This window comes from Caulobacter sp. 05T431 (assembly GCF_056665975.1).
Genome location: NZ_JBFTKU010000026.1, coordinates 84,165 through 96,798 on the forward strand (window position 1 = coordinate 84,165; position 12,634 = coordinate 96,798).

11 protein-coding genes and 1 pseudogene are annotated in these 12,634 nt (G+C 70.5%); 1 reads left to right on the forward strand and 11 read right to left on the reverse strand.

Annotated features, from left to right (window positions below; all coding sequences use genetic code 11):
- Positions 1–31: 31 nt before the first annotated feature.
- From AC1U89_RS20985 to AC1U89_RS21035, 11 genes and pseudogenes are all read right to left on the reverse strand, one after another.
- The gene (locus AC1U89_RS20985; protein ID WP_479901575.1) at positions 32–703 is read right to left on the reverse strand and encodes a response regulator transcription factor; all 672 of its coding nucleotides are present in this window, start codon (positions 701–703) and stop codon (positions 32–34) included.
- A 142-nt stretch (positions 704–845) separates the two neighbouring features.
- Positions 846–2,426 carry a trypsin-like peptidase domain-containing protein gene (locus AC1U89_RS20990; protein ID WP_479901576.1) on the reverse strand — a complete coding sequence of 527 codons (1,581 nt, stop codon included), beginning with the start codon at positions 2,424–2,426 and terminating at the stop codon, positions 846–848.
- A 146-nt stretch (positions 2,427–2,572) separates the two neighbouring features.
- Positions 2,573–3,037, reverse strand: coding sequence for a cytochrome c-type biogenesis protein (locus tag AC1U89_RS20995; RefSeq protein WP_479901577.1), 465 nt, complete (start codon positions 3,035–3,037; stop codon positions 2,573–2,575).
- Positions 3,034–5,010 (reverse strand): heme lyase CcmF/NrfE family subunit, encoded by a 1,977-nt coding sequence (locus tag AC1U89_RS21000; protein WP_479901578.1) that lies wholly within the window; start codon positions 5,008–5,010, stop codon positions 3,034–3,036. Before AC1U89_RS21000 ends, AC1U89_RS20995 begins: the two co-directional genes overlap by 4 nt.
- A gap of 10 nt (positions 5,011–5,020) precedes the next feature.
- A pseudogene (locus AC1U89_RS21005) lies at positions 5,021–5,131 on the reverse strand (hypothetical protein); the annotation flags it as partial.
- A gap of 27 nt (positions 5,132–5,158) precedes the next feature.
- Positions 5,159–5,659, reverse strand: a complete 501-nt coding sequence (ccmE, locus tag AC1U89_RS21010; protein ID WP_479901579.1) for a cytochrome c maturation protein CcmE — start codon at positions 5,657–5,659, stop codon at positions 5,159–5,161.
- Complete coding sequence (ccmI, locus tag AC1U89_RS21015; protein WP_479901580.1) at positions 5,656–6,807, reverse strand: c-type cytochrome biogenesis protein CcmI; 1,152 nt, start codon at positions 6,805–6,807, stop codon at positions 5,656–5,658. Before ccmI ends, ccmE begins: the two co-directional genes overlap by 4 nt.
- A gap of 320 nt (positions 6,808–7,127) precedes the next feature.
- Positions 7,128–8,468: a hypothetical protein gene (locus tag AC1U89_RS21020; protein ID WP_479901581.1), complete on the reverse strand. Its 1,341-nt coding sequence runs from the start codon at positions 8,466–8,468 to the stop codon at positions 7,128–7,130.
- A gap of 182 nt (positions 8,469–8,650) precedes the next feature.
- Positions 8,651–10,045, reverse strand: a complete 1,395-nt coding sequence (locus tag AC1U89_RS21025) for an ATP-binding protein (protein WP_479901582.1) — start codon at positions 10,043–10,045, stop codon at positions 8,651–8,653.
- A gap of 25 nt (positions 10,046–10,070) precedes the next feature.
- The gene (locus AC1U89_RS21030) at positions 10,071–10,748 is read right to left on the reverse strand and encodes a response regulator transcription factor (protein ID WP_479901583.1); all 678 of its coding nucleotides are present in this window, start codon (positions 10,746–10,748) and stop codon (positions 10,071–10,073) included.
- 33 nt (positions 10,749–10,781) lie between these two features.
- Positions 10,782–11,099, reverse strand: coding sequence for a PepSY domain-containing protein (locus AC1U89_RS21035; protein ID WP_479901584.1), 318 nt, complete (start codon positions 11,097–11,099; stop codon positions 10,782–10,784).
- 285 nt (positions 11,100–11,384) lie between these two features.
- Between AC1U89_RS21035 and AC1U89_RS21040 the strand changes: the two genes are divergently transcribed.
- Entirely contained in the window at positions 11,385–12,380 is a 996-nt protein-coding gene (locus AC1U89_RS21040) for a hypothetical protein (protein WP_479901585.1), read from the forward strand.
- Positions 12,381–12,634: the final 254 nt, after the last annotated feature.

Sequence of the window (12,634 nt, forward strand, 5' to 3'; positions counted from 1 at the left end):
GCTCCAGCCTATCACGCCCGGGACCCGCCGCCTACGGATCGAGCCGGTAGCCCGCCCCGCGCACGGTCTGCAGCATGGCCCGATCGAACCCCTTGTCGATCTTCGATCGAAGGCGGGAAATGTGCACGTCGATGACGTTGGTCTGGGGATCGAAGTGGTATTCCCACACCTTCTCCAGCAGCATGGTGCGGGTCACCGACTGGCCGGCGTGGCGCATCATGAATTCCAGCAGCTGGAACTCGCGGGGCTGGAGGTCGATCTCCTTGCCCTGGCGATGGACCGTGCGGTTGATCAGGTTCATCTCGAGCTCGCCCACCTTCAGGGTGGTGGCCACCGCGCCCGTCTCGCGGCGACGCGACAGGGCGTCGACCCGGGCGATCAGCTCGGCGAAGGCGTAGGGCTTGACCAGATAGTCGTCGGCCCCGGCCCGCAGGCCGGTGACGCGGTCGTTGATCTCGCCCAGGGCCGAGAGGAACAGCACCGGCGTCTGGTCGCCTTCACGGCGCAGGGTCTCGACCACCTCGACGCCGTTCTTCTTGGGCATCATGCGGTCGACGATCATCACGTCGAACTTGCCCTTGCCCGCCTCGGCCAGGCCGGCCTCGCCGTCGGGCGCGTGGACACACTCGTAGCCCGCCTCGGTCAGGCCGTGGCTCATGGCGCCGGCGGCTTCGAGATCGTCCTCGATAATCAGGATACGCATGCAGGTCCCCAGATGCACGAAAGGGCGTCACCGTGCGAATCGATGACGCCCTCTGTCGTGTCGTCGTCACGTCCCCGCAATGGTGACGTGATCCGGGCGCGGGCGAAAGCCCCCGCGTACCCGTGTTAGGCCTCGCGTCCCCTTACGGCGCGATCTTCAGCGGCACGATCGTGGGACGACCGGCGCGGATGATCCGCAGGTTGACGCTGGGACGCTGCAGCTTCTTGGCCGCCTCGACCGCCGCGTTGACCTGCGAGGCCGAGGTGACCGGATCACCATTGACGCTGGTCAGCACGTCGCCCTTGCGCAGGCCCTTCTCGCCGGCGTCGGAATTGGCCTTCACGCCGTCGATCAGCACGCCGCGGACGGTGGGATCGATGCTGTAGGTGCGGCGGGCCGCGTCGTCGATCGGCGCCAGGCTCATCCCCAGGGCTTCCGACTTCTGGACCTGCGGCTTGGTCGGCGCCTCGGCGCCGCCCTCGTCGCTGTCGTCGTCGCTCAGCGCCAGTTCCTTCTCGGTCGGACGCACGCCCGACTTGATGTCGATGGTGCGGGGCTTGCCGCCGCGCAGGATCGACAGCTTCAGGGTGTCGCCGGGACGGCCCTTGGCCACTTCGCGGGTCAGTTCCGAACCGTTCTTGATCGCCACGCCGTTGACGGCGGTGATCACGTCCTCGGGCATCAGGCCGCCCTTCTGGGCCGGACCGCCGGCCACCAGGTCGGCGACGATCGCGCCCTTGACGTCGCCCAGGCCCTGGGCGTCGGCCATTTCCTTGGTGAAGGGCTGGATCTGCGCGCCGATATAGCCGCGCACCACCTTGCCGCCGCTGATCAGCTGCTTGGCGGTGGCTTCGGCCACGTCGGCGGGGATGGCGAAGCCGATGCCCACCGAGCCGCCGGTCGGCGAGAAGATCGCGGTGTTGACCCCGATCACCCGGCCGTAGATGTCGAACGACGGACCGCCCGAGTTGCCCCGGTTGATCGGCGCGTCGATCTGGATGTAGTCGACGAAGGTCGACGAGCTGTCGCCCAGGTCGCGGTTATAGGCCGAGATGATCCCGGCCGTGGCGGTGCCGCCCAGGCCGAACGGGTTGCCGATGGTGATCACCCAGTCGCCGACCCGCGGCTTGGCCTGGTTCTCGAAGTTCACATACGGGAACGCCGCGCCCTTGGCCTTGGGGTCGACCACCTTCAGCACGGCCAGGTCGGTGCCCTCGTCGCGACCGACGATGGTGGCCTTCAGCTCGCGGCCGTCCTTCAGCACCACGTTGATGCCGTCGTCGTCGGCGTCGGCGACCACGTGGTTGTTGGTCACCAGGTAGCCGTCGGCCGAGATGAAGAAGCCCGAGCCCGAGGACTGCTGCTTGGGACCGGGGGCCTCCTCGCCGTCCTCGCCCGGCTTCTGGCCGCGCGGCACGATGTCGAAGCCTTCCAGGCCCGGGATGCGCAGGCGCGGGGCCGCGGCGGCCTTGGAGGTCACGTCGATCTGCACCACGGCGGGCGAGACCTGTTCGAAGATGTCGGCGAACGACATCGGCGCGCCGGGCGGCGGGGCGAACATCGGGGCCCCGCTAGCCATTGGGGCGCCCGAGGTGCGGACCACCTGGGCCGGCTCGGCCGCCCCGGCGGGCGCCATGCGCATGCCGACCCCGGCCAGAGCCGCGCAGGCCACGCCCGCGCCGGCGACCGCACCGACAAAGAAACCAGACTTCCTAGCAGCCATCTTACGTCTTTCCTCACCCACGGCGCGCGGCGCCGGGTCCTTGGCTTGAGAACCTAGTTGCGCTGGCGAAAGGCGCAATGGTCTTCGAAAGAGATCATGCGTCCACGCTCAAGATGGTCTTGCGGCGTCTTCGCGGCGCAATCGTGTCATTCGTCCTTCAACAACACCTGAAGACGCGCTTCTTCCTCCTGGGAAAGTCGCTGCGCGTCTTCGTCGTCGGCCGCCGAAGCGGACCGCCGACGCAGGAGCAGCACCATCAACACGCCGCCTAAAATCAACGCAATCCCAGGCGTGGCCCAGAGCAGCGCGTTTCCGAGCGAGAACGGCGGCTTGAGCAGCACGAACTCGCCGTAACGCTCCACCAGGAACGCGCGGATCTGCTTGTCGCTGCGTCCCTGCTTCACTTGGTCACGGACCACTTGGCGCAGGTCGCCGGCCAGGTCGGCCTGGGAGTCGTCGATGGACTCGTTCTGGCAGACCAGGCAGCGCACCTCGCGGAAAATCTCGCGGGCCCGGGCCTCCTGGACGGGATCGGGCAGGCGTTCGGCCGGATCGGCCGCGGCGCCGGCCATGCAGGCGACGGCGGCCAGGGCGATCAGCAGCCGCTTCACGCCGCCTTCTCCACCTTGCGCGCCACCCCAAACCGCAGGCGGCGGTCCGACAGCGAGACCACGCCGCCGATGGCCATGATCAGCGGGCCCAGGAAGATCAGCCGCACCCACGGATTGACGAAGGCCCGCACCAGCCAGGCCGGCTGGCCGCCCTCGCCCGCGCGGCGCTCGCCCAGCACCACGTAGAGGTCGTCCAGCCCCTTGGGGCAGATCGCCACTTCCGAGGTGGTCTGCTTGCCGGTCGGATAGAACCGGCGCTCGGGCTTGGCCTCGCAGACCAGCGCTCCGGCCTTGGTGATCTTCACGATCCCGCGCTCGGCGATGTAGTTGCCGCCCTCGGCCGTGCCGACATCGGTCAGGGTCAGTTCATAGGCGCCCAGCTTCAGCTGGCCGCCGACGCTCAGGGCCTGGGCCGCCTCGACCCGCCAGGTGGTCTCGAACGACGCGCCCAGCACGAAGATCCCGAGGCCGGCGTGGGCCAGGGTCGTGCCCCAGGCGCCGCGGGGCAGGCCCGTGGCCCGGCGGCGCACCTCGGCCCACGGGGCGCGGAAGGCCTTGACCCGCTCGGCCAGCTCCAGCACCGCCCCGCCGATCAGCCAGAAGCCGACCACCAGGCCGGCGCTGGCCAGGGCGCTGCGGGGCGAGACCACGGCGAAGGCCACCAGGCCCAGGATGGCGGCGACGGCCAGGGCCAGCCACAGGCGACGCACCACCAGCCGGGCGTCGCCGCGCTTCCAGGCCAGCAGCGGACCGGCCGGCAGCACGGCCATGGCCAGCACCATCAGCGGCACGAAGGTCATGTTGAAGAACGGCGCGCCCACCGACACGGCCTCGCCGTCGGTCGCCTCGCGGATCAGCGGGAACAGGGTGCCGACCAGCACCACGGCGGTGGCCGTCGACAGGATGATGTTGTTCAGGACGATGGCGCTCTCGCGGCTGACCGGGGCGAACAGGCCGCCGCTGTTCAGGCTGGGCGCGCGCAGGGCGAACATCGCGAAGCCGGCCCCGGCCGCGATCCCCATGATGGTCAGCAGCAGAATCCCGCGCGTCGGGTCGACGGCGAAGGCGTGGACGCTGGTCAGCACGCCCGAGCGCACCAGGAAGGCGCCCAGCATCGAGAAGGTGAAGGCCGCCAGGCCCAGGAACACGGTCCAGCCCGGCAGGGCGCCGCGCTTCTCCAGCACCACGGCCGAGTGCAGCAGGGCCGAGCCGATCAGCCAGGGCATGAAGCTGGCGTTCTCGACCGGGTCCCAGAACCACCAGCCGCCCCAGCCCAGCTCGTAATAGGCCCAGAAGGCGCCCAGGGTGATGCCGACGGTCAGGAAGCTCCAGGCCGCCAGGGTCCAGGGCCGCACCCAGCGGGCCCAGGCCGCGTCGACCCGGCCCTCGATCAGGGCGGCCATGGCGAACGAGAACACCACCGAGAAGCCGACATAGCCGCAGTAGAGGAACGGCGGATGGAACGCCAAGGCCGGGTCCTGCAGCAGCGGGTTCAGCGACGCGCCCTCGACCGGCACGTCGTAGAGCCGCGCCATCGGGTTGGAGGMGAAGACGGTGTAGGCCAGGAACAGCACGCCCAGCGCGCCCTGGGTGGCCACCGCATAGGCCCGCAGGCGCGGCGGCAACGCCTCGCCGAAGCTGGCCACGGCCGCGCCGTAGCCGGTCAGCACCAGGCACCACAGCAGCATCGAGCCCTCGTGACTGCCCCAGGCGCCGGCCACCTTGTAGAGCAGCGGCTTGGCGGTGTGCGAGTTGGCCGCGACGTTGGCGACCGAGAAGTCCGACAGCACGAAGGCGTGGATCAGGGCCAGGAAGGTCAGGGCCGTGCAGAGGAAGGCGCCCAGCGCCGCCCCGCGTCCCGCGCCCGCCAGCAGCGACGACCGCCGCGCCCCGCCCACCGCCGACAGGATCAGCTGCAGCGCCGACAGGACCAGGGCCAGGACGAGGGCGTAGGCGCCGAATTCGGTGATCATGCGAAAGCTCCCCTTCTCCCCTTGCGGKAGAAGGTGGCCTGCGAAGCAGGTCGGATGAGGGGTCGCACGGACAGGTCTGAGAGACCCCTCATCCGTCGCTGCGCGACACCTTCTCCCGCAAGGGGAGAAGGAAGGAGAAGGGCCGACGTCACGTGGTGGGTTTCCCGGGCTTGTAGTCCTGATACGCCGGCTTGGCGCCGTCGCCGCGCCATTCTCCCTGTTCCTTCAGGGCCTTGGAGACCTCGCGCGGCATGTAGCGCTCGTCGTGCTTGGCCAGCACCTGCTTGGCGACGAAGGTCCCGGACTCGTCGAAGGCGCCCGAGGCGACGATCCCCTGCCCCTCGCGGAACAGGTCGGGCAGGTCGCCCTTGAAGCGGACCAGGGCGGTGGAGCGCTGGTCGGCGACCACGAACTCGACCAGGCCGTCGGGGTGCTTGACCACGCTGCCGGCCTTGACCAGCCCGCCCAGCTGCACCTTGCGGCCGGCCGGCACGTGGGCGGCGGCGGCCTGGGCCGGGGTGTAGAACAGCGAGATGGCGTCGCGCATGCCCCACAGGGCCAGGCCCACGGCCAGGGCCACGACGGGGGCGGCCACGGCCAGGACGGTCAGGCGGCGACGCGCCTTGCGGGATTTGGGCAGGAAGCTCATGGCTGGCCAGTATTCTGGGACGTCTTCTGGGACGGGGCCCCTTGGGAGGGAGTCTGGGCGGCCTGGTTCAGGGCGGCCAGCACCTTGGGCTGGCCCTTGTAGCGCGCCTGGGCCGAGGCCAGGGCGGCGTCGCGGCGAGCGGTGTCGCCCAGCACCGCGTAGGCGCGCACCAGCTTGACCCAGCCGTCGGGATCATCGGGGTTGGCCTGCAGCCGCGCGGCCAGCCCCGCGACCATGCCCTGGATCATGCCCTGGACGTCTTCGTCACGCGCGCTCTCGGCCGGTTGGCCGGTCGGGGCGGCGGAGGGGCGCAGGCCGCCGTCGGCCTGGACCTGGGCGATCTGGTGGCCGAAGCCCATGCGGCGCGGATCGTCCGGCGGCAGGTCGTTGAGCAGGGCCTTCCAGTCGGCCAGGCCGCCCTGGACGTCGCCGTCGCTGATCCGGGCCAGCCCCAGGTGGTAGCGGGCGCTGGTGTTCTTGGGGTCGCGCTTCAGGGCCTCGGCGAAGGCCTTGCGGGCGTCGGCCCCGATCTCGCCCTGGCTTTCGGCCACGAAGGTCTCGCCCAGGCCGGCCCAAAGGTCGGCGCGGTCGGGGGCCAGGACCACGGCGCGGCGCAGGGCCTGGGCCGCGCCCGTGGCGTCGCCGGCGGCCATCCGGGCCAGGGCCAGGTTCCGCAGCGGCTCGGGGTCCTTGGGACGCTGGAGGGCGATCTGCTCCAGCACCGCGGCGATCTTCTGCGGCTCCAGCGTGGCGGGGTCGCTGTTGCGCCACTGCGCCACCCGCTTGATGTAGGGCTGGTCGGGCACGCCCATCCCGCCGATCACGCCGTAAACGCCCAGCGCCACCAGCGGCGCGGCGCCGGCCAGGGCCAGGATCAGCGGCCGCAGCTTGGGATTGGCCGACGGCCACGGCGCCTGGCGGTCGGCGGCGGCGATCAGCCGGCGGCCCGCCTCGGCCCGCGCGCCCTTCAGCTCGGCGTCGGCCAGCAGGCCGCGCTCGGCCAGGTCGTCGATCTCGGACAGTTGGCGGCGGTGCACGGCCAGGCTGGCGTCGTCGCCCACGCCCATGGACGCCCGCGCGGCTCCGCGCAGCATCAGGGCGGCGACGACGGCCGACAATCCCGCCGCGGCGATCCAGAAAGCGATCATGAGCGCGTGTTAGAGCGCGATAGCCGAAAGTGGAAGCCGGTTTCGGCGGTTATCGCGCTACTTAAGATAAGACGGGCTTATCGCGCTAGGCGATAAGCCCTTCGGGAAAACGGCGGCGCCGTTAGCGAAAAAATTCCGTAAGGGGAGTCCCTCTCCCAGCTCCGCTCATCCCGGCGAATGCCGGGACCCAGATCCTATGGCCGTAAGGATGACTGGAGAAGCTCAGCACTCATGGAGCCCGCCACACCGCCATCCCATCTGGGTCCCGGTATTCGCCGGGATGAGCGGACCGAGGGGGCGTTGGAATTGGGTGTTCTAGCCTAAGCCGCCGCCGCCATCGCCGCGGCCGCGCGGCGGCGGACGATCTCGGCGGTCTTCTCGTCGCGGCTGTAGGCGATGTAGCCGGCGGCCAGGTCCAGGTACTGGCGGGCCAGGCCCTGGTCGCCGCCGTCGCCGGTGCGGACGATGTGCAGGATGTCCTCGATGTACTGGTCCAGGCGGCTGTTCAGCTTCTCCAGCACCTTGGTGCGGCTGGAGCCGTAGCCGCTCTGCTGGGCGCAGCCGCGGATCTCGGCGATGAACACCAGCACCGCGGTCAGGCGGCGGCCCAGGACCTCGTCGGGCTCGGCGGTCAGCTGGGGCACGCCCTTGCCGTTCTTGCCGCTCAGGAACGAGATCGGCCGCAGCGGCAGGGCCGCCAGCAGCTCGCGCTCGGCGCCGCCCATCCGCGTCTCGACCGCCTCGGCGACGGCCGTCTTCTGCTTGGCGATCCGCCGGCCCCAGGGGCCGTCCTTGGCCAGGTTCACCGAGCGTTCGAACTCGGCGATCTCGGCCGCGGTCTTCTGGGCGGCCAGGGCGGCCTTGCGGCCCTCGGCCTCGCCCTTGGCGGCGTCGAAGCCCTCGATGAACTCGATGTTGCGCGCGATGTCGGCCAGCACCCGCTCGCCGAACACGCTGACCTCCGACGAGGCCCAGAACTTGTCGCCCGGTCGGTCCATGACCGCCGAGATGACCCGCAGGATCCGAAAGTCGTCGGGCAGGTGGGCGGCCAGGATCTCGAACAGCAGCGGCCCGGCGTCGGCGCGGATGTCGCAGGCGTCCTTGTAGGCCAGGCGGGCGGCGGAGGCGCGCTCCTCGCTCATCTTGCTGACCCATTCCTGCAGCCTGGGCAGGGCGGAGCGCACGATGTGCGACAGCTCCAGGCACGAGGCCAGCTCGTCGATGTCGCAGATCGGGTCCAAGGCCTGGAAGCCGCGCTCGGCCTGGGCGCGCAGCCCCTTGGCGGCCAGCTTGCACAGGTCGTTGAAGACTTCGGGCGGGCCCTCGTCCAGGTCCCACGGATTGCAGCGCGCCGCGGCCTCCTCGACCTGCTTGGGCGCGACCTCCTTCAGGGCGGACCACAGCAGGGCCAGGGTGCGGGGCGGGAAAGAGGTCTGCTCGGTGTCGCGCTTGGCGCACAGCGGGACGATCGGGGCCAGCACGCTGTTGCGGACATAGCGGGCGGCGGTCTCGTCCTCGACCAGGCCGCGCACGGCCGCCAACGCGCCCTGCCCGCCGGCCGGACCGGCCAGGGCGAGCTCCAGACTGCGCAGGGCGGCGTCGGGCGCGGTTTCCACCAGCTTCCGAACCATCAGCAACTTGTTGGCGGCTATGCCTGCCATAATCCCCCACCGGACGAGCCCGAACCAGGCCGCGTCAACCATGTCGCCAACGAGGTTAAGACTTTCCGAAACCATAAGTTTTCGCGACGCGAAGAACGGCGTCGAAACGTCGCTGCCGCAAGTAACCGGTGTCGGTCGAAAACCGACGAAATGTCAGGTTGCAGTCGAGACGCCCGAACGCCTCACCCCTCCGAGCGCGGCAGCACCAGGGTCACCCTCAGACCGCCCAGCGGCGAGGCTCCCAGGGTCACCGAGCCGCCGTAGGCGCGGGCCAGTTCGTCGACGATCGACAGGCCCAGGCCCGAACCCGGCGTGTGCTCGTCCATGCGCTGGCCGCGCTTGAGGGCGTCGCTMCAGCGGTCGGGCGGCAGGCCGGGGCCGTCGTCGTCGACGGTCAGGCTCATCTGCTCGGGCGAGCTGGCCACGGCCTCGGCGCGGACCTTGCCCCTGCACCACTTGCCGGCGTTCTCCATCACGTTGCCGGCCAGCTCCATGAAGTCCTGGCGCTCGCCCTGGAAGCACAGGTCCTCGGGGCAGCGCCAGTCGATCTCGATGCCCCGCCCTTCCGACTTGTCCTGGAAGATCCGCTCCAGGGTGACGGCCAGCTCGTCCAGGATCGGCTCGACCGGCGTGCGTTCGCCCGAGGTCTGGGAGCGGGCGGCGGCGCGGGCCCGGCGCAGGTGGTGGTCGACCTGCTCGCGCATGGTCTGGGCCTGGCGCTCGACGACCTCGGCCAGCCCTCCCGGCTGCTGGCTGGCCTCGGTCAGCATCACCGACAGCGGGGTCTTCAGGGCGTGGGCCAGGTTGCCGACGTGGGTGCGCTGGCGTTCGACCACCTCCTGGTTATGGCTGAGCAGGGCGTTCAGCTCGACGGCCAGGGGCTCCAGCTCCTCCGGATAGGCGCCCTCCAGCTTCTCGGCCTTGCCGCGCCGCACCGAGGCCACCTCACGCCGCAGGCGAAACAGCGGCAGCAGGCCCACCCGCACCTGCACCACGACGGCGGCGATCAGGCCGGCGCCCAGGATGACCAGGGCCACGGTGGTGATGCGGCCGAAGCGGTCGGCGTCCGCGTCGATCGGCGAGCGGTCCTCGGCGGCGATGAACACCACCGGCCGCGGATAGCCCGGCAGGCGCGCCAGCAGGGCCGCCGCGCGCAGCGGCCGGTTCTGCGGGCCCTTGAGGTCGAAATAGAGCGTCTTGCCGGACTCGGACATCAGCCGTTCCGACTGCTCGACCGGGATCATCAGGTCGCTGTCGAACAGCGAGCGCGAGCGCTCGATGACGTTCAGTCCGCCGCCGCCGGCCGGCTGATCGAAGATCGTCCAGTAGCGGCCCGAATAGGCCCGGGTGGCGCGGATGTCGGTCAGCACCGGGGCCTTCAGCACCCCGTCCTCGACCGTGGAGCCGGCGTAGAGGTCGTCGGTCAGCACGGCCAGCGACTGGTCGAACCGCCGGATCGCCGCGTCGCGGAACTGGGCGGTCAGGAACACGCCCGCCACCAGCAGCACCACCAGGTTCCAGATCCCGGCCAGCAGCACCAGCCGACGGACCAGCGAGCGCTTGCTGAGGTCCCACATGGTCAGCTGGCCCGGCGGAAAGGCATTATTCGGTGGTCTCGCCTTCCAGCGGCGTCAGGCGATAGCCCAGGCCGCGCACGGTCTCGATGCGGTCGCTGCCCAGCTTCTTGCGCAGACGGCCGATGAACACCTCGATGGTGTTGGAGTCGCGGTCGAAGTCCTGGTCGTACAGGTGCTCGACCAGCTCCGTGCGGCCGATCACCCGGCCCTGGTGCATCATCATGTAGTGCAGCAGGCGGTATTCCAGCGAGGTCAGGCGCAGGGGCTCGCCGTTGACGCTGGCCCGGGCGGCGCGCGGGTCCAGGCGCAGGCCGCCGCACGACAGGGTCGGCGACGCATGCCCCGAAGAGCGGCGCAGCAGGGCGCGCAGGCGGGCCAGCAGCTCCTCGGTGTGGAAAGGCTTGGTCAGGTAGTCGTCGGCCCCGGCGTCGAAGCCGGCGACCTTCTCGTTCCACGAGCCGCGGGCGGTCAGGATCAGCACCGGCGTGGCGACGTTGCCCCGCCGCCAGCGCTCCAGCACCGACACCCCGTCCACCTTGGGCAGGCCCAGGTCCAGGACGACGGCGTCGTAGGGTTCGGTCTCGCCCAGGAACTGGGCCTCCTCGCCGTYGGCGGCGTGGTCGACGGCGTAGCCGGCGTCGCCCAGGGCCAGCTTCAGCTGGCGCGACAGGTCCGGATCGTCTTCGACAAGCAGGATACGCATGAAAAGCCTCTGTCTCGTGACGCGGTTGACGGCTTAGTTGGCGCTGAGGATCTGACCGGTGCGCGCGTCGACGATGAAGTCGATGCGGCGGCCGTCGGTGGTGGCCCAGCGGACCCGGTAGTTGGGGCCTTCCAGACCGGCGTCAAGCACGCGGCCGGGCRTGCGCCGGCCGATCTGCTCGATCACCCGGCCCAGGGGCACCAGTTGGCCCGATTGCACGCCGCCCCGCGCCTGGTCCTGCCGGGCGCGCCAGTCGGCCCCCAGCGAGTCCGGGCCGCGCTGGGCCGACGCCACGCCCGGGAGGGTCGAGGCGGCCAGGACAGCGGCGAAGAGGAAGTGAATAGGCTTCATGGGCTCAGGTTTAGAGCGCAGCGGCTGAATAGAGGCTGAACACGGCCGTTATGGACGGGTAGCGACGTTCTGTCACGGATTCGGCGCAGGAAAAGCCGGCGCGCGGCCGGCGGCCCGTCCCTTGGCCAGGAAAGGTCGTGGTCGGAGCATCGGGCGCGTTCGTCGCGGGCTCGCCCTGCGCCGGCCGACGGCCTTGCCAGTCAAATAACACGGTTCTAGCGTGCAATCCTCGCGTGCAGGGCGGCGGATCGCATCCCTGCATCATCGTCCGTGGGGGGGCCAGGCATGCGATCGTTCGGAAATCCACGGGGCTGGGCCTTGGCCCTTGTCCTGGCGCTGGGCCTGATCGCTGCTGGCGGGACGGCCTCGTCGGCCCGGGCCGACGCGCCGCCGCCCAGCGCCACGCCCGCCACCGACGACGGCGTGATCCAGTCCGTCGGGCTGCCGGGCTCGAGGCTGGGCGCAAACTCCGACCAGATCACCTTCCTGCCCACCGGCGCGGCCCAGTCCGTGACCCTGACCGTGGACCGCATGGCCGACAAGCTGACCCTGGACCAGGGCGCGCGGCCGGGCGACCGCATCTGGCTGACGGTCGACGACCCGCTGAACCCGCAACACGTGGTGCAGATCACCCGCCTGGCCCGGCCCGCGCCGGTGCTGCAGCGGCTGATCGCCCTGGGCGCGGCCTTCACGGTCATCGCCGCCCTCGCCGCCCTGGCCACGGCCGGCCGGCCGTGGAAGTTCCTGGTCGGCGACGACAACCGGATGAGCAATTCCCAGGTCCAGTTGGTGCTGTGGTTCGGCGTGGTCGCCGTGGTCTACGGCGCGGACCTGATCCTGCGCGCCTGGTTCCTGGGCTGGGACTTCATCGGCGGCATCTCGATGACCACCAACGTCCTGGCCATGACCGGCCTGTCGGGCCTGTCGTTCGGCGCCGCCAAGGTGGTGGCCGTGCAGAAGAGCGCCGGCGCTTCGGCCCCGGCCGTCGCGCCCTCGGCTCCCGCCGCCCCGGCCCCGCCCGCCGTCGCGGCCAAGCCGAAGTTCACCGACCTGGTGCTGAACGACTACGGCGACGCCGACCTGGGCGACTTCCAGATGATCCTGATCAGCAGCGCCGCCACCGTGATCTTCGCCTGCGCCAGCTGGGAGTTCCTGACCCTGATCGACATCGCCAGGACCACCACCCTCCCCGACGTCGACACCGCCCTGCTGGGCAGCTTCGGCATCGGGCAAGGGGCCTATCTGATCAAGAAGGCGGCGCTGCCGAAAGGGGTGGGTTGACCGAAGCTCCGCCCGTAGGCCTTGACGGACCTTTTGCTCAAACAGTCTGGGAAAGCGGCCGTACCAGAGCCTGGCGGACCACAGCGAGGCGGACCCCTCCTAAATCCGCTCATCCCGGCGAATGCCGGGACCCAGATCCCAAAGCGGTGTGGATGACTGGATAGACTCGGCGCGCTTGGCGTCAGCCTCAGAGCCATTCCATCTGGGTCCCGGCATTCGCCGGGATGAGCGGAGAAGGCCGGGATGAGCGGAGA